This is a genomic window from Chelativorans sp. M5D2P16, assembly GCF_034427935.1.
GTDB lineage: Bacteria > Pseudomonadota > Alphaproteobacteria > Rhizobiales > Rhizobiaceae > Chelativorans.
Window position 1 is genome coordinate 302,301 of record NZ_JAXQNM010000040.1, and the last position, 17,274, is coordinate 319,574.

13 protein-coding genes, 1 tRNA gene and 3 pseudogenes are annotated in these 17,274 nt (G+C 64.1%); 10 read left to right on the forward strand and 7 right to left on the reverse strand.

What is annotated here, in order from left to right:
• Positions 1-4 precede the first annotated feature (4 nt).
• The 3 genes from SIN08_RS21695 to SIN08_RS21705 all read right to left on the reverse strand — a co-directional run bounded on the left by SIN08_RS21695 (position 5) and on the right by SIN08_RS21705 (position 3,667).
• Entirely contained in the window at positions 5-1,417 is a 1,413-nt protein-coding gene (locus SIN08_RS21695) for a DHA2 family efflux MFS transporter permease subunit (protein WP_322453695.1), read from the reverse strand.
• Between the two features lie 128 nt (positions 1,418-1,545).
• Positions 1,546-2,598 (reverse strand): M48 family metallopeptidase, encoded by a 1,053-nt coding sequence (locus SIN08_RS21700; protein ID WP_322453696.1) that lies wholly within the window; start codon positions 2,596-2,598, stop codon positions 1,546-1,548.
• Positions 2,588-3,667: a YjgN family protein gene (locus tag SIN08_RS21705; RefSeq protein ID WP_322453697.1), complete on the reverse strand. Its 1,080-nt coding sequence runs from the start codon at positions 3,665-3,667 to the stop codon at positions 2,588-2,590. The genes SIN08_RS21700 and SIN08_RS21705 overlap by 11 nt, the downstream gene beginning before the upstream one ends.
• 186 nt (positions 3,668-3,853) lie before the next feature.
• On the opposite strand from SIN08_RS21705, the gene guaB reads away from it, so the two are divergent.
• Together guaB and SIN08_RS21715 are read left to right on the forward strand one after the other, a co-directional pair.
• Complete coding sequence (gene guaB / locus SIN08_RS21710; RefSeq protein WP_322453698.1) at positions 3,854-5,356, forward strand: IMP dehydrogenase; 1,503 nt, start codon at positions 3,854-3,856, stop codon at positions 5,354-5,356.
• A 207-nt stretch (positions 5,357-5,563) separates the two neighbouring features.
• Positions 5,564-6,019 (forward strand): hypothetical protein, encoded by a 456-nt coding sequence (locus tag SIN08_RS21715; protein WP_322453699.1) that lies wholly within the window; start codon positions 5,564-5,566, stop codon positions 6,017-6,019.
• A 241-nt stretch (positions 6,020-6,260) separates the two neighbouring features.
• Here SIN08_RS21715 and SIN08_RS21720 read toward each other — a convergent pair.
• Positions 6,261-7,139: pseudogene (locus tag SIN08_RS21720) on the reverse strand (hydrogen peroxide-inducible genes activator); the annotation flags it as partial.
• 137 nt (positions 7,140-7,276) lie between these two features.
• Here SIN08_RS21720 and katA point away from each other — a divergent pair.
• Positions 7,277-8,779: a catalase KatA gene (katA, locus tag SIN08_RS21725; protein WP_322453701.1), complete on the forward strand. Its 1,503-nt coding sequence runs from the start codon at positions 7,277-7,279 to the stop codon at positions 8,777-8,779.
• Positions 8,780-8,906: 127 nt separating this feature from the next.
• Positions 8,907-10,193, forward strand: coding sequence for an RsmB/NOP family class I SAM-dependent RNA methyltransferase (locus SIN08_RS21730; RefSeq protein ID WP_322453702.1), 1,287 nt, complete (start codon positions 8,907-8,909; stop codon positions 10,191-10,193).
• 42 nt (positions 10,194-10,235) lie between these two features.
• Here the strand turns inward: SIN08_RS21730 and SIN08_RS21735 are convergent, their stop codons facing one another.
• Entirely contained in the window at positions 10,236-10,904 is a 669-nt protein-coding gene (locus tag SIN08_RS21735; RefSeq protein ID WP_322453703.1) for a 2'-5' RNA ligase family protein, read from the reverse strand.
• Between the two features lie 91 nt (positions 10,905-10,995).
• Between SIN08_RS21735 and SIN08_RS21740 the strand changes: the two genes are divergently transcribed.
• The 3 genes from SIN08_RS21740 (at position 10,996) to SIN08_RS21750 (ending at position 14,610) form a co-directional block, all read left to right on the forward strand.
• On the forward strand, positions 10,996-11,346 hold the full coding sequence (locus tag SIN08_RS21740; RefSeq protein ID WP_322453704.1) for a hypothetical protein: 351 nt from the start codon (positions 10,996-10,998) through the stop codon (positions 11,344-11,346).
• Positions 11,347-11,474: 128 nt separating this feature from the next.
• Positions 11,475-13,037, forward strand: a complete 1,563-nt coding sequence (gene guaA / locus SIN08_RS21745; protein ID WP_322453705.1) for a glutamine-hydrolyzing GMP synthase — start codon at positions 11,475-11,477, stop codon at positions 13,035-13,037.
• A 316-nt stretch (positions 13,038-13,353) separates the two neighbouring features.
• Positions 13,354-14,610 (forward strand): tyrosine-type recombinase/integrase, encoded by a 1,257-nt coding sequence (locus tag SIN08_RS21750; protein ID WP_322453706.1) that lies wholly within the window; start codon positions 13,354-13,356, stop codon positions 14,608-14,610.
• On the opposite strand, the gene SIN08_RS21755 is transcribed toward SIN08_RS21750, so the two are convergent.
• Positions 14,600-14,872, reverse strand: a complete 273-nt coding sequence (locus tag SIN08_RS21755; protein ID WP_322453707.1) for a helix-turn-helix transcriptional regulator — start codon at positions 14,870-14,872, stop codon at positions 14,600-14,602. The two genes, SIN08_RS21750 and SIN08_RS21755, sit on opposite strands and share 11 nt — an antisense overlap.
• A gap of 181 nt (positions 14,873-15,053) precedes the next feature.
• Between SIN08_RS21755 and SIN08_RS21760 the strand changes: the two genes are divergently transcribed.
• Positions 15,054-15,132, forward strand: a tRNA-Arg gene (locus tag SIN08_RS21760).
• A gap of 43 nt (positions 15,133-15,175) precedes the next feature.
• Here the strand turns inward: SIN08_RS21760 and SIN08_RS21765 are convergent.
• Positions 15,176-16,165, reverse strand: a pseudogene (locus tag SIN08_RS21765) (integrase core domain-containing protein); the annotation flags it as partial.
• 36 nt (positions 16,166-16,201) lie between these two features.
• On the opposite strand from SIN08_RS21765, the pseudogene SIN08_RS21770 reads away from it, so the two are divergent.
• Positions 16,202-16,817, forward strand: a pseudogene (locus SIN08_RS21770) (SOS response-associated peptidase).
• Positions 16,818-17,028: 211 nt separating this feature from the next.
• The gene (locus SIN08_RS21775) at positions 17,029-17,154 is read left to right on the forward strand and encodes a hypothetical protein (RefSeq protein ID WP_322453709.1); all 126 of its coding nucleotides are present in this window, start codon (positions 17,029-17,031) and stop codon (positions 17,152-17,154) included.
• Positions 17,155-17,274: the final 120 nt, after the last annotated feature.

Below are 17,274 nucleotides of genomic sequence, written 5' to 3' on the forward strand. Positions count from 1 at the left end.
GCCGTTATTCGGCGGCGGCGGTATGCTTCGTCTCCGCCGCTCGGTGACGGTGGCCCGACACGGCGCTTCCCGTGTCTGCCGGCAGCTTTAGGAAGGGCAGAACGGCGAATGCGCTCATCATCGAGACGACCACGAAGGCGTTGAAGAAGGCGTCAAGGCCGAGCGGCGCCCCGGTTGCGCGCACGGTCGCCTCGAGGATACCGCCGCCGATCGCCACCCCGAGGGCGATGCTCACCTGCTGGCTCACCGCGGCGATCGCCGTCGCCTGGCTCGCCTCCTTGTCGCTGATCTCGGCAAAGACCAGCGCGTTGACCGAGGTGAAGAACAGGGAGCGAAAGAAACCCGCTGCCACCAGCACGGCAATGATGACGGCGTGGGACGTTGCGGGCGTGAAGAGCGCGTTGACGGCGATGAACCCGCTGCCGGCCAGGGCGGCCGTCACAAGCACCAGACGGAAGCCGGCGGTCCTCAGCGTGGTGCTGGCGATGAACTTCATCGCGATAGCGCCGAAGGCGGAGGTGAAGGTGAGCAGCCCCGACTGGAACGGCGACAGGCCGAAACCGACCTGGAACATGAGCGGCAAGAGAAAGGGCACGGCGCCGAGTCCGATCCGGAACAGCGATCCGCCGAGGATGGCGGCGCGGAATGCGCGGTTCCTGAAAAGCTGGAGATCGAGGATTGGACGCGTCGACCGCCGTGCATGACGCACGTAGAGCCATGTCATCGCCACGCCGAGGCCGGCAGTGGCAAAGCCGACGGAAGGCGGCAGGGTTGGCACGCTGATGACGGACAGCCCGAATACCAGGCCGGCTGCGGCCAGCCCCGCCAGGAGAAAACCCTTGAAATCCAGTCTCTGGCGCGCGTCCGGTTCGAAGTCGGGCAGGATGCGCCCGGAAAGCACGATCCCGGCCAGCCCGATCGGCACATTGATGATGAAGATCCAATGCCAGGAGAAGTAGGTGGTGATGAAGCCGCCGACCGGCGGGCCGGCGAGCGGGCCGATCAGCGCCGGCACGGCGACCCAGGCCATCGCCGAGACCAGTTGATTGCGCGGTGTCGCCCGCACCAGCACAAGCCGTCCCACCGGCGTCATCATCGCCCCGCCCATTCCCTGCACGAAACGCGCCAGCACGAAGGCCGGCAGCGACTGGGCGAGCGCGCACGCGACCGAACCCAGGACAAAGACGCCGATGGCGAGCCGAAAGACCCGCTTGGCACCGAAGCGGTCGGCCATCCACCCGCTGACGGGGATGAAGATGGCCAGCGCCACCAGATAGGTGGTCAGGGCCAGCTTCAGCGTGACCGGGCTGGTGCCGATGTCGGCGGCGATCGCGGGCAGGGAGGTGGCGATGATGGTGGAGTCCATCTGCTCCATGAAGAGCGCCACGGCAAGGATCAACGGCAGGCTGCGGTTCAAGGCTGAGCGTCCGTTTCGTTTCGCGGAACCGCCGGCAAAAACGGAAAAGATCGTCGGCGCAGACCGTATCGGCCTTCCGCCGCGACTTGTCAAAGCCAGCAGGGACGGAAAGGGGATGCCAGCAGCGCCTACCGCCCCTCCACCTCCTGGGCATGCCGGCGGATATCCTCGATGCGGTCTGGGGTTGCCGGGTGGGTGGAGAGAAAGTCGTTGCCGCTAACGTCGTCGTATCGGTCGCGCAGCACCTCGAAGAGGCGCGCTAGGCCCGTGGGCTCCCGGCCCGCCTTCGCCATCAATTCGACGCTGTAGCGGTCGGCCTCGTTTTCCTGCGCGCGCGAATAGGAAAGCGTCAGCAGCCCCGAGCCCTGGACCAGCACCTCCTCCACACCCGAGCCGACATCGCCGCCGATGAACATGATGAGCGCGGTCACGCCGGCTGCGCGATAGAGGCGGCGCAGGCTGTGCTCGTGCACAACGTGGCCGATCTCGTGCGCCAGCACGCCGAGCACGGCGTCTTCGCCCTGTGCAAGCCGCACCAGCTCATCGGTCAGGATGATCGTACCGTCGGGAAGCGCGAAGGCGTTGGGCCCGATGATGCCGCCTTCGCGGAAGTTAAGCTCGAAGGCGTCAGCGCCTTCGGGCGTCAGCGCGGCAAGAGCGCGGAACTCCTCGGTAATCGCCGCACGCCTGGCTTCCTCGAGGCGCGAGGGAGAAAGAACCGCTTTGTCCAGTGAGGAAAGCACGCCCTGGCTCATCAGGCGCGGGGCGGCCGGCGGCGTCAGCGCCACCGCCGCCTCGACCGTAACCGGCAGAGCATAGCGGTAAAGCCCAACGCAGAGCAGGGCGACAAGCACCACAAAAAGCACGAGCCGCGGGTGAAAGCGCTCCAGCCGGTGCACGAGCCCCGCCCGGCGGCCGTAGAGCGCACCCAGCCAGCGGTCGATGGCGTCGTTATCCTCGGTCTCGAAGACGCTACCGTCCTCAAAGGTGATGCGGCGCGGGACGGCGCCGACACGGGCCGAGATCGCCAGGCCGTCAACGGCGCCCGTGGCAAGTGCGGCCTCTCCTTCGGCATCGGTGACGGTGGCCATGCCGTCGGCTGTCGTGAACCGGGAGGGCACCGCCCGGCTGGAGCGCGGGGGATGCCAGACGCCGGTAATGGTTGGGCAGTCAGAACCCAAAGTCGATGCCTTCCACGTCCATATATTCGGCACCCACGGCAGGACCGGTCTCCTCCACCTGATTGAGATAGTCGTCGAGCACGCCGCTGACGAGGACCGCCGTGGCCGTGGCCGTGTAACGTGCCATACGCACCGCGGCCCAGGGGCGTGCCAGACCGATGGTGCAGATGGTCGCCAGGAAGTTCGTGGTCGAAATCCAGGCGTAGCGGCGCCGGCCGAGCGTTGAGACGAATTGATGGCGGCCGTCGAGCATCGCCGCGTTGAAGGCGACGTTGCGCACGCCGGCGCGGTAGAACAGGCCGGCCACGCCGTAGATCAGCGCAAGCGCGATGAAGACGGCAACCGGTAGGAAGGCGAGCCCGAGGTCCGCGCCCGGAAACGCCCCGCCGAACGGGAAAAAAACTGCCACGGCAAGCAGGCCGAGCAGCGCGGTTCCCAAGAGCACCATCACCGCCGGCAGCCACCATTGGCCGTAGAGCGCCTTGAGCCGCGGGTCGCAGTCCATCTTGCGGCCGCCATAGCTCACATTTCCAAGCGTGTAGCGCCACGCCCAGCGTGAGGCAAGCGGCGCCAGGAAGCCGAGGGTGACTGCGGCCAGGGCCGGGCCGATGACGAAGGACAGAAGGGCTCCCCAATAGCCGCCGTGGAAGTCGAGCCGGACGTTGCGGTAGCTGGTCACGCGGGCATTGAAGCGCAGGCCCCGCTTGATGAGCCACGGCGTGACGGCGATCAAAAGTGCAAGCAGCACAAGGCTCGCGATCGGGAAGAACGTGGCCACGGCGTTGTAGACGAGGAGCGCTGCCAGAACGACGATCCGCCCGATGAGGATCTGCATCGGCCGTGCATGGTAGTCGAAGCTGCGGCCGGCAAGCTTCGTGTTGCCGTAGAAATAGCGCTGCCGGCGCACCTTCGCCCATGCGGAGTAGATGCCGAGGGTCAGGATCGTTAGCAGGATGTTGACGATCCAGATGCCGAAATATTCGCCGGCCGTGCCCGTGAAGGAAAACCGCTCGAGACGGCGTTCCCCGGGTGCGCCCTCCGCCAGGCTCGGTTGTGTGGCGTCGTTCATCCTGCCCCGCCTCGTGAAAATGCGATTCAATCAAGGCGTGCACCATGGCGCCAATCCACCGTCTTTTCAATTCCCGGCAGACGTGGTACCAGCCAGCGCCAATCCTGAAAGGGAATCATATTCGAGGAGGCAGCCCGTTGTCCCGCCAGGGACGGGCCGCCTCCCACATTATTTCAAGGATCGGCCATGGCGAAAATCATCGAAACCGCAACCGGCGCCGAGGCGCTGACCTTTGACGACGTGCTTTTGCAGCCGGGACATTCCGATGTCATGCCGGGCCAGACGGATGTGCGCACGCGCATCGCAGGCGACGTCGAGCTCAACATACCCATCCTGTCGGCGGCCATGGATACGGTCACCGAAGCGCGGCTGGCGATTGCCGTGGCCCAGGCCGGCGGCATCGGCGTTGTCCACCGCAATTTCACGCCCGCTGAGCAGGCCGAGGAAGTGCGCCAGGTCAAGAAGTTCGAGTCCGGCATGGTGGTGAATCCCGTCACCATCGGCCCCGACGCCACGCTGGCCGACGCGCATGCGCTCATGAACGCCCACACCATCTCCGGCATCCCGGTGGTGGAGAACGGCGGGCGTGGCGGCCACACGACCGGCCGGCTGATCGGGATCCTCACCAATCGCGACGTCCGCTTCGCCTCGAACCCGGCCCAGCCCGTGCGCGAACTGATGACGCACGACAACCTGATCACCGTGAAGGAAGGGGTAAGCCAGGAAGAGGCCAAGCGCCTCCTGCATCAGCATCGCATCGAGAAGCTGCTGGTCATCGACGATGCCGGCAATTGCGTCGGGCTGATCACGGTCAAGGACATCGAGAAATCTCAGCTCAACCCCCATGCCTGCAAGGATGCGCAGGGCAGGTTGCGGGTGGCGGCGGCCACCAGCGTCGGCGACGATGGTTTCGAGCGTGCCGAGCGGCTCATCGATGCAGGGGTCGATCTCCTGGTGATCGACACAGCCCACGGACATTCCCAGCGGGTCCTGGATGCCGTCGCCCGCGCCAAGACGATCTCCAACGCCGTGCGCATCGTCGCCGGCAACGTGGCCACGGCCGACGGGACGAAGGCACTGATCGACGCGGGCGCGGACGCGGTCAAGGTGGGCATCGGCCCCGGCTCCATCTGCACCACGCGCGTGGTGGCGGGCGTCGGGGTGCCGCAGCTTTCGGCGATCATGGCGGCGGCGGAAGCCGCCCACAAGGCCGGCGCGGCGGTCATCGCCGACGGCGGCATCAAATATTCCGGCGATCTGGCCAAGGCGCTGGCCGCCGGTGCCGACGCGGCCATGATCGGCTCCCTGCTGGCCGGCACGGACGAAAGCCCCGGCGAGGTTTATCTCTACCAGGGCCGCTCCTTCAAAGCCTATCGCGGCATGGGGTCCGTGGGCGCCATGGCGCGCGGCTCGGCCGACCGCTATTTCCAGGCGGAGGTGCGCGATACGTTGAAGCTCGTGCCGGAGGGCATCGAGGGCCAAGTGCCCTATAAGGGGCCGGCCGCTGGCGTCCTGCACCAGCTGACGGGCGGGCTGAAGGCGGCCATGGGGTATGTCGGCGCGCAAAACCTGCCGGAGTTCCAGAAACGGGCCACCTTCGTGCGCATCTCCGGCGCGGGCCTGCGCGAGAGCCATCCCCACGACGTGACGATCACCCGCGAAAGTCCGAATTATCCCGGTGCCGGGTAGGGGGCGATTTCGCTCTCCGGTTAACGTAGTAATATTAATGGGATAGCAGGTATCACCCTTCAGGGCGTGCGGACAGCCAGTTCGTGTCAGCAGGATGTCCGCATTTTCGCTTGAATGTGCCCGGAATGGGTCCGGGCACAAAAAACGCAACCGAAAGATGGCGGCCTGCTGGCTGGGGCAGGATGGTGGTATAGGGGGACAAGTGGGATGGCGATTAACGATCCCGATCCGGGAGTGCTTGGGAAGGTGCGCTTTGTCTTCCTCACCCTCAGAAATCCTGAGGTGGTCGCGAGAGAAGCAACGGACGCGTTGCAACTCCCGGGGCCAGATAGTTACGACTGGATGCTATATCGCTCACGGGCGGTCCGACGCGGGTTTTTCACCTCCCTCGGCGTGGTGTCCTATATCGGGGCGCTCGGTTTCATGATGGGCAGGATCGCCTTCCGCGAAATTGGTGAGAACAATATCGCCGTATTGATCTTCGGAGCGATCGGCGGCCTCATCTTTTTCTGGGCAACCCTGGCAATTCGGGGCTGGGAGATCGAAACCATGGAGGGCTCAAGCCTACCGGAGCGCATTAACCAATGGATTTTCAGAGGGCTCTACCTTCTCGGAACGCTGCTTGTCGTGATGTCAGGCAGTTGGGGAATCGGCCATCTGTGAACAGGCAGCGCGCGGCTAGAACAGCAGCGGCGTTCGCGCCGGCGGGGAGAATACAAACGCCAAATCAAGGAGTTATATCGTCTTCCGGTGCAAAGCCTTCTGCGAAAAGGGTTTGAGCGCTACGCCTTGCGCGAAAGCCCGAATTATCCGGGCGCAGGCTGAGCGGGCCTGCAGCACTCCGCAGGGGCCGCGATCGGGCGGTGCCCGGCGCCTCGGTCGTCGCGGTCCCGCGCCGGACTTCCCTGATGGCGGCACCCATGGCCGTGAAATCCGCTTGGCGGGGATTCGTCTTGCGCCAGCCGAGACAGATGGTGCGTGAAGGTCCTGGCTCGGCGAATGGCAGCACACGTACGCGCGGCAGAAGCGCGGCCGCCTTACGCGCCATTTCCGGGATCAGTGTCACGCCCAGCCCGTGCGAGACCATGTGCAGGAGCGTTGCCAGGCTCGTGGCGCCGAAACTCGCCATCGTTACCGGCTTGACCATGCCGCAGACGGCCAGCGCCTGGGCGCGCAGGCAATGGCCTTCCTCCAGCAGCATCAACCGCTCGAGCGCCATGCTCTCCTGGGCGACCGGCGGCGCCATGCGTTCCGCCTCCTCTTCCGGCACGGCGAGGTAGAAGCGGTCCTCGAAGAGCGTTTCCTGCACGAGCTGCGGCGCGTCGAGCGGCGCGGCGGCGATGATCCCGTCGAGCCCGCCATTGCCCGTCTCCCTCAGCAGCGTTTCTGTGACGGCCTCGCGCACCTCCAGGCGCAGCGCCGGAAAGCGTTCCTTCAATAGCGGCAGCAGGTGCGGCAGCAGATAGGGCGCGACAGTGGGAATGACGCCCAGCCGGAACGGTCCTTCGAGCACGCTCCGGCCGCGCCGGGCGACATTTTCCAGATCCTCGACCTCGGCCAGGATGCGCGCGACGCGCGGGCGCAGTTCCAGGGCTTCCGCGGTCAACCGTACGGTGCCGCCACCCCGCTCGAACAGCCGCACCCCCAGTTGCGCCTCCATCTCCGCGATCTGGGCGGAAAGCGCGGGCTGCGTGACGCCGGCCGCCTCTGCGGCGCGTCGGAAATGCAGGGTTTCTGCCAGATGCTGGAAATACTGCATCTGACGGAGTGTCAATCGCAACATAAGGAAAACTTATCACATAGAATAAGAAAGACAATTGGAGTTGGGGGACGCCCGGCTATATAGTCTGGAACTGTTCCAATCACCGTCTTTCAGCCGCGCACTCCCACGAGCGGATGCGCCAGCAAGGAGGAATTGCGATGGCCGATAAACCGACGCTCACCACCACAGCGGGCGCACCGATCCCGGACAACCAGAACTCGATCACGGCGGGCGAGCGCGGCCCCGTTCTCCTGCAGGACTATCAGCTTATCGAGAAGCTGGCGCACCAGAACCGCGAGCGCATCCCCGAACGCGTGGTCCATGCCAAGGGCTGGGGCGCCTACGGCACGCTCAAGATCACCGGCGACATCTCCAAATACACCAAGGCCAAGGCGCTGCAGCCGGGCGCGGAGACGCCGCTGATCCTGCGCTTTTCCACCGTGGCCGGCGAGCTCGGCGCGGCTGACGCCGAGCGCGACGTGCGCGGCTTCGCCATCAAGTTCTACACCGAAGAGGGCAACTGGGATCTCGTCGGCAACAACACGCCGGTCTTCTTCGTGCGCGATCCCTTGAAGTTCCCCGACTTCATCCACACCCAGAAGCGGCACCCCAAGACCAACTTGCGCTCGGCGACGGCCATGTGGGATTTCTGGTCGCTTTCGCCGGAGAGCCTGCACCAGGTCACCATCCTGATGTCCGACCGCGGCCTGCCGACGGCGCCGATGTTCATGAACGGCTACGGCTCGCACACCTATTCCTTCTGGAACGACGCCGGCGAGCGCTATTGGGTGAAGTTCCACTTCAAGACCTTGCAGGGCCATAAGTTCCACACCAATGAAGAGGCGGAAAAGGTCGTCGGCAAGACCCGAGAGAGCTATCAGGAGGCCCTCTTCAACACGATCGAGAACGGCGACTTCCCGAAGTGGAAGGTGCAGGTGCAGATCATGCCCGAACTCGATGCGGACAAGACACCTTACAACCCCTTCGACCTCACCAAGGTCTGGCCGCACGGCGACTATCCGCCGATCGACATCGGCGTGCTGGAGTTGAACCGCAACCCGGAGAACTACTTCGCCGAGATCGAGCAGGTGGCCTTTTCTCCCTCCAACATCGTGCCCGGCATTTCGCATTCGCCGGACAAGATGCTGCAGGCGCGCATCTTCTCCTATGCCGATGCGCACCGTTACCGGCTCGGCACCCATTACGAGGCGCTGCCGGTCAATGCGCCGCGCTGCCCCGTCCACCACTACCACAAGGACGGCCAGATGAACTTCTTCGGCCACAAGTCCGGTAATGCGGATGCCTATTACGAGCCGAACTCGATGAATGGTCCGGTAGAGCAGTCCGCCGCCAAGGAGCCGCCGCTGAAGATCTCCGGCGATGCCGATCGCTACAACCATCGCATCGGCAATGACGACTATTCCCAGCCGCGGGCGCTCTTCAATCTGTTCGACGGGGACCAGAGGCACCGGCTCTTCAACAACATCGCCGCGGCGATGGCTGGGGTGCCGGGCGAGATCGTCGAGCGTCAGCTCGCCCATTTCGACAAGGTGCACCCCGACTACGGCAATGGCGTGCGCAAGGCGCTGAAGGAGATGCACGGCTACGAGGCCAACGCCGTCTCCACCGCCGAGTCCTCGCCGCAGGCGGCGGCCGAATAGCGCTTACCTTACGAAGGCGAAATACGGGCGCGGAGCGATCCGCGCCCGTTCTTCTATTGGGCGCTTGTCTGCGCCGCCGGGTCGGCTTAGCTAGGAGCCGAGACGGGCAACCGGAAAGGCAACACCCATGCGCCTCGGCGGCAGGCTGGCGGCAGCCATCGAGATTCTCCAGGACATCGAGACGCGTCACAGGCCCGCGGCCGAAGCGATGCGGGACTGGGGATTGTCGCATCGTTTCGCTGGAGCAGGCGACCGGGCGGCGATCGGCAATTTCGTTTATGACGGGCTGCGGCGTCGGCGCGCGGCCGCTTTCCTTTTCGACGCGGACACGCCGCGCGCGCTCGCCCTCGGCGGCTTCCTCCTGGAGAACCGCAAAGGGCCGGAGGCGCTGGAGGCCGCCTTTGCCGATGACAGTTTCGCACCGCCGCCTCTGGACGATGCCGAGAAGGCGATGCTCGTTACCCGGCTTCGGCAGGACCTGCCCGACGCCGTCCGTGCCAGCGTGCCGGCATGGTGCGAGCCGATGATGGCACGTGCATTTGCCGAGGGTTGGGTGGAGGAGGGGATGGCCCTGGCCACCCGGCCGCCGCTCGACATGCGTGCCAACACCTTGAAGGCCGGGCGCGAAAAGGTCCTCGCCGCCCTGTCGCGGGTCGGGGCCGTGCCCGCCCGTATTGCGTCCCATGGCATGCGTATTCCCCCGGTCGAGGGTGACCGGCGCCACCCCAATGTCCAGGCCGAGCCCGCCTTCCGCCGGGGCTGGTTCGAGGTGCAGGACGAGGGCTCGCAGGTCGTCGCCGAACTTGCCAGGGCCGCTCCCGGCGCCCAGGTGCTCGACTTCTGCGCCGGCGCGGGCGGCAAGACCCTTGCCATGGCCGCGATGATGGAAAACCGCGGCCAGATCCATGCCTATGATGCCGACCGGCAGCGCCTCGCGCCCATCTTCGAGCGCCTGAAGCGCGCCGCCTGCCGCAATGTCCAGGTCATCGCGCAGGAGGATGCGCTGAAGGCGCTCGAGGGGCGGATGGATCTCGTCGTGGTGGACGCGCCCTGCACGGGCTCCGGCACGTGGCGCCGGCGGCCGGACGCCAAATGGCGGCTCACCCCGCAACAACTCGAAGCCCGCTGCGCCGAACAGATGGCCATCCTCGACAGCGCCGCCCGCTACGTAAAGCCGGGTGGCAGGCTTGCCTACATCACCTGCTCGATTTTCGAGGAGGAGAACGGCGCACAGGCGCAAGCTTTCCTGGCGCGCGCACCCGAATTCCGCGCCCTCGTCCACGGCGCGCTGTGGCGTGATCGCTTTCCCGGCAACCAGACAGCCGCCCGCGTGGATGAAGCCAGCGGCATCACCCTGACACCCGCTTCGGCAGGCACGGACGGCTTTTACTTCGCCGGCTTCGAACGCGCATAGAACGCCACATGCTTCCGCCCGGAGCGAAGCGATGACTTGAGGTCACCCCTGAAACGACCAACGGTTGATCAGGTTATATTTCGAAAGCCCAAGCTCGCTGTGGACGAGGGCGAATGCGGTCGCCGTGAAGCGGATCGGTTTGATCGGCTGGAACGGCACTTTCCGCCGACCATAGAGAAGGGTCATGTGCGGCGTGAAATCCGCCGAGGCTTTCAGGCCGTTCCTTTCCATGGCGGCGCCGAGAACCCCGTGGAGATTCAGCAGCGCATCTCCCTCGGCGAGCAGGACAAGCGGCCGCTTGCGCGGCCGGCCCGCGACCGCCGGCGCCCCCTCGAAGCTTCCCACAGAGCGGAAGGTCACCTCGAACGGGCACGTCGCCACGGCGTTTCCGGCCTGCTTTGCCGCATAGATGAATTTCGTCCGCAGGCAGCTGTAGTCTCCAACATGCTGCAGCGATATGTGCAGGCGCTTCCACTTGATCCGCCTGCCTTGCAGTCCGCTTTTCCGGATGAACTGTCCTGCGAACCACCATACCCGAAGGGCTGTTTCCTTGTCCGGAAACAGCAGGAACATCAGCCGTTCGGGTTTCGCGGGCCTGGCGGGGCCGTCGAGGTAGAACGGAAACGCACTTTGCACCGGGGGCACTTCCGTCACTCCATACACGCCCCCAAATCCGGTCGAGATATTAGAACAAATAGAGAACGAAAGCAAGCGCCATCGCAGATGCCGAGATCGGTCTGCATTTTGCCCTCGGGGCACCTAGCTATTCCCCAGTGGATCTCTTGAGCATACGAGAAATGCGATGCCGAGTTCGACCTACCAGCTGTTCGCGCAGGCCATGGCAGGCCGCAAACAGGTCATCTGCACCTATGACGGCTATCCGCGCGAGGTCTGTCCGGTCATCCTGGGGCACAGCAAGGGGCGGGAGGCCGCGCTTGTCTACCAGTTTGCCGGCGGCAGCAGGAGCGGACTTCCCAAGGAAGGGCAGTGGAAGTGTTTTTCGCTTTCCAAGGCGAGCGGCGTTCGGCTTCGCGACGGCCCCTGGCGTGCCGGCTCCAGCCATCGGCGGCCGCAAAGCTGTGTCGAAATCGTCGATCTGGACGTCAATCCCGACAGCCCCTACGACCCACTGCGCCGCTTCGGCAAAGCGTGAGGCTTCGGGGCGCTGTCGGCCGCATTGCAGCGGTGCAAAGGTTCCTATATGGCATTGCAACGGAGGCTTTGCCGGGTCATTGCCCAGGCCGCTTTCCGGCGCTTTTCACCCGGACCCGTTGGAGCACCATGAGCATCACCAAACATCCCGACACCGTTCTCATCGTCGATTTCGGCAGCCAGGTCACGCAGCTCATCGCGCGGCGCGTGCGCGAGGCTGGCGTCTACTCGGAGATTGCCCCCTTCCAGCTTGCCGGGGAGGCGTTCCGCCGCCTGCAGCCCAAGGCGGTCATCCTGTCCGGAAGTCCCGCCTCCACCGCCGACGTCGGCAGCCCCCGCGCCCCCGAAGTCGTTTTTGAATCGGGCGTGCCGGTCCTCGGCATCTGCTACGGCGAGCAGACCATCTGCGCCCAGCTCGGCGGCAAGGTGGAAGGCAGCGACCATCGCGAGTTCGGCCGCGCCTTCCTGGAGGTCGAGGAGGATTGCGCCCTTTTCGAAGGCGTGTGGGCCCCCGGCACCCGGCACCAGGTGTGGATGAGCCATGGCGACCGCGTGACGGCGATCCCGCCCGGCTTCAAGGTGGTGGGCACCTCCGCCGGCGCGCCCTTCGCGGCCATCGCCGACGACAAGCGCAGATATTACGGCGTGCAGTTCCATCCGGAGGTCGTCCACACGCCCGACGGCGCGAAGCTCATCGCCAATTTCGTGCACAAAATAGCCGGGCTCGCCGGCGACTGGACCATGGCCGCCTATCGCGATCAGGCGATTGCCGCGATCCGCGATCAGGTGGGCGACGGCAAAGTGATCTGCGCCCTTTCCGGCGGCGTCGATTCCTCTGTGGCCGCCTTGCTGACGCACGAGGCGGTGGGCGAGCAGCTCACCTGCATCCTGGTCGACCACGGTCTGATGCGCAAGAACGAAGCGGCCGAGGTCGTGCAGATGTTCCGCGAGCACTACAACGTGCCGCTGATCCTGGTCGATGCCTCCGACCGCTTCATCGGTGCGCTGGAGAACGAGAGCGACCCCGAAAAGAAGCGCAAGACCATCGGCCGGCTTTTCATCGAGGTGTTCGAGGACGAGGCATCGAGGCTGGGCGGTGCGGATTTCCTCGTCCAGGGAACGCTGTACCCCGATGTGATCGAAAGCGTCTCCTTCACCGGCGGTCCCTCCGTCACCATCAAGTCACACCACAATGTGGGCGGCCTGCCCGAGCGCATGAACATGAGCCTGGTGGAACCCCTGCGCGAGCTCTTTAAGGACGAGGTGCGCGTGCTTGGGAAAGAACTCGGCCTGCCCGACCACTTCATCGGCCGTCATCCCTTTCCGGGCCCCGGCCTTGCCATTCGCTGCCCCGGCGGGGTGACGCGCGAGAAACTCGAAATCCTGCGCTCGGCCGACGCCATCTATCTCGATGAGATCCGCAAGGCCGGCCTCTATGACGCCATCTGGCAGGCCTTCGCCGTGCTCCTTCCCGTCCAGACGGTGGGCGTGATGGGCGACGGTCGCACCTACGAATATGTCTGCGCGCTGCGCGCCGTCACCTCCGTCGACGGCATGACCGCCGACTTCTACCACTTCGACATGGACTTCCTCGGCCGCGCCGCCACCCGCATCATCAACGAGGTCAAAGGCATCAATCGTGTCGTCTACGACGTAACGAGCAAGCCGCCGGGAACGATCGAGTGGGAATGATTCAGGCCATGCCGGGAGTATTCGGCGGCACGCCAGAATGCGACATAAACAATTGATGTGTAAGAAAAAAGGTTCGCCGTCCTTCACGATCTATCGCCCCGCAAGCGTTGCGAATGACGGACCGCGTGACGGACCTCCGAAGCCTTGCTACCGACGCGAATTGAAAGTACCGTCAGCGATGTGAAGGCCTCTGACGGACTTTTTTTGAGCTTATTGCTCTGAAAACAAAGAAAAATAATTGTCCAGAGGGCGTGAAAATGGCCTGACGGACATTTCGGCGGCTATCCCTCATTTTTCGGCCGTTCTCGGAGGGACAATGTTGACCGATACAGCCCTTAAGGCTTTGAAGCCGCGAGATAAAAAGTACAAGGTGACGGACCGTGACGGCATGTACGTGCTCGTCATGCCGACTGGAGCCATCAGCTTCCGCTATGACTACCGCCTTAACGGCCGTCGGGAGACGGTCATTCTGGGCCGGTACGGACCTGCCGGCCTTTCCCTGGCTCGAGCGCGTGAAAAGCTGATCGATGCGAAGCGGGCGGTGCAGGAGGGCCGATCTCCGGCGCGGGAGAAGCAGCAGCAGAAGCGGCGTCTGAAGGAGGCCAAGAGCTTCGGTGAGTTCGGCGAGCGCTATTTCCAAGTGGCGCCGATGGCCGACAGCACGCGAGCCATGCGCCGGGCTATCTATGAGCGCGACATCCTGCCCAAGTTCCGCAAGAGGCTGCTCACCGAGATCGAGCCCGATGACCTCCGGGCGCTATGCGCTAAGGTGAAGGATCGGGGCGCTCCCGCGACCGCAATACACGTTCGCGACATCGTCAAGCAGATCTATGGGTTTGCCATCCTGAATGGCGAGAAGGTCGCCAATCCGGCCGAAGAGGTCGGACCTTCGTCGATCGCGACCTTCGCACCGAAGGACCGGGCGCTGTCGCCGGCGGAGATCCGGATCATGCTCGACCAGCTCGAGCATGTGGCGACGCTGCCGACGATCCGGCTCGGCCTGAAGCTGATCCTCCTGACGATGGTGCGTAAGAGCGAGCTGCAGGATGCGACCTGGGATGAGGTCGATTTCGAGAATGCGGTGTGGTCGATACGGAAGGAGCGTATGAAGCGGTCCAAGCCGCACAACGTTTATCTGGCCCAGCAGGCGCTTGACATCCTGGTCGCACTCAAGACCTGCTCCGGAAATTCCAAGTATCTTCTTCCGTCGCGCTATCATGCCGATGCGCCGATGTCGCGCGCGACGTTCAACCGTGTCACAATGGCCATCATCAAACGTGCAAAGGAACAAGATCTACCGCTCGAGCCGTTTACGGTCCACGATCTTCGGCAGACCGGATCGACGCTGCTGAACGAACTCGGCTTCAACAGCGACTGGATCGAGAAGTGCCTGGCGCACGAGGATGGCCGTTCGTCCCGAGGCGTCTACAACAAGGCCGAGTACGAACACCAGCGCCGGCACATGTTGCAGGAATGGGCCAATCTGGTGGACGCCTGGGCAGCTGGGCAGAAGTATACGCCGACCCTCTATCCGCCATCGATGGACCTGCTGGCTCCCGATCCTAGCGTTTGACGGGGCGGGTCCTCCGCAGACGGACATCGGGCATGGGCGCACGCCGGGCGATCTTGGCGTCCGATACCTTGCGCCGCTCTTCGATCCATGCCTCCACCTCGGCCAGGTCCCAAACGACGCAACGGGACGTCAAATAGAAGCGACGCGGGAATTCTCCGCGCTGCTCCATCTCGTATATCGTAGTGTCGGCAAGCGGTACAATCTCGTGGAGTTGATGCCGTCGGATAGTTCTCCTGATATTTGACTCTGCGGACCGGGTCATCAGTACTCTCCTCGAAATGAAGGTCTTCCCGATAGAAAGCGATCGAACTGGTGTGATGGAAGACTCCACTTAAAGGTGGGCGGCAAAAGGAAAGCGTGGCGTAAAAATCGGATGGTGCCGTCACCGAGATATCCCCTGTTCTCGCGGGGCCAATCGTAGGGGCTCGCAACAGTTGCTCGGGGCACTCATCTTCGGTCGATGGCGTGAGCGCTGCCCTCCGAAGGCGAAGGTCTCAGGTTCGAATCCTGATGGGTGCGCCACCGCTCAACTGTACGACCCGGAGACATAGGTAATAGATTGTACCTAAGACATGGGTGACAATCTCGTGCCGAACGGATTGTCGATGGTCTGCAAGGTTCTCTGCTCCAGGTCGATATATCCCAGATCATAGTGCATGAAGCTCACGAGCCAAATGCCATCGTCGACCTCCTTGATTCCGAGCCTCTGACCGGCGAGCACGGTCGAGACGTTGACCTTCTTGCGGTGCATGCAGATGCGGCCGCAGGCGGTGACCAGGATGTCCTTATCATGGAAGGGGTAGTCCAGCTCCGGCAGGCCCTGATAGGCTTTTGAGGAGGGTGTATAGAGTTCGGCCGGCATCTGCATGTCGAGCGCCTCGTGCGGCCTTTCCTCGTTGAATTCGCTGACGAAACGATCGAAACGGTCCTGCTGCTGGAGGATGTTCATGCCGGCCGGCTTGGTCGCCTCCTTCTTCAAGGTCAGGTGCATGCGCTCGTGACGGCCGTTCTGGTGCGGATGTCCCGGCTTGATGCGCTCGATGGCGATGCCGAGCCTGAGCCACCAGACCGACAGCTTCGACAGGTTATAGAGGCCGTTGGGAGAGGCGAAGGGAAGGCCGTTATCGCTTCTGATGGCGGCCGGCAGGCCGCGTTCCCTGAAGAGGCGGATGAAGGCCTCGATGACGGGCGCTTCCTTCGTCGATTCAAGGACTTCGGCGATGAGCAGGTAGCGTGAGGCCTGGTCAGTGACCGTCAGGGGGTAACAGTAGCGGCGATTGCCAAGCCGGAACTCACCCTTGAAATCGGCGCACCACAAATCGTTGGGCGCCACCGCCTGCGACAACGGCGTGCCCATGGCCTTGTGAGCCCGGTTCCTCTTGCGGGCCTGGCTCACAAGGCCACGGCGATCGAGCACCGCGTGGACCGTGCTTTTGGCCGGAACGCGTACGTCGCCGGCCATCTTCCTGATAAGCAGCTCCCGGAACTTCCTGGCGCCCCAGTGCGGCTTGTCGCGCTTGGTCTCCACGATCAGCCGCTCGATCTGGACGGGGAGCGGCATTGGGGTTCTCCTCGACCAACTCGTCGCGCTATGTGCAATCTCTACAACCTCACGACCGCCAAGGAGGCGATTATCCGCTGGACGCGCGCGATGCGCCACAACGCCTTCTGGAACGAGCCTTCGCTGCAGATCTATCCGAACTACCGCGCGCCGGTGGTCCGCAATGCACATGACGGAGCGCGCGAGCTGGCCATGCTCAACTGGGGCATGCCGACGCCGCCGCAGTTCGTGAAGGGGAAGGCAGACCGCGGCGTGACCAACATCCGCAATGTCAACTCTCCACATTGGCGCCGCTGGCTGGGCGTGGAAAGTCGCTGCGTCGTGCCGTTCACCAGCTTTTCCGCTCGCCTTCTTCGCCGGCATGTGGACGCCCTGGCGCGGCATCCGCCGCGTGCGCGACGGCGAACAGGATTTCGAGCTTTACGCCTTCATGACGTGCGCGCCGAACGGCATCGTGAAACCGATCCACCAGAAAGCCATCCCGGTCATCCTGACCACCCAGGTGGAAGTCGAGACCTGGCTGACGGCGCCATGGGACGATGCGAAAGCGCTGCAGCGGCCGCTCCCCGATGACATGCTGACGATCGTTGACGCACCAGCCGTTCCGGAAAACGAACCGGCATCCGCCCAGGGATCCTTACTGTGAGCGACAGTCCGAACGGCGCCGAGGTACCCTCTTCCACGCCGGCCGGCATCGACGAGCACTATTGCGAGCGTCCGGAATGCCCGGCATGGGGAGGATTCGGCTATTCACGCGGCAAGGATCAGCCGTCGAAATGGTACTGCGGTGAGCACAATCGGCCGGTGAGCGCTATATCGGGAAAGGGTGACCGATTGTACATTGGACGGGAACGACCATGCCCCTTGCAGCCGGCCCCAACAGCCCCGAGACGGTCGCCAGTGCCATCCCGCGCGCTGTCATGCACGGCATGGAGGATATCGAACCGGGGAAGCTTCAGCCGGGGAACCGTGACGATGAATGACCCGAGCGTGCGGGTTTAGGCGGATGGGCCGCGGTGGTCGCGGCCCACACTGTTACTCTTTGTCTTTCAAGCGTTTCCGGATCTTGTCTTCGGTCTCGCCAAGGCCATGCTTCGTGCGCT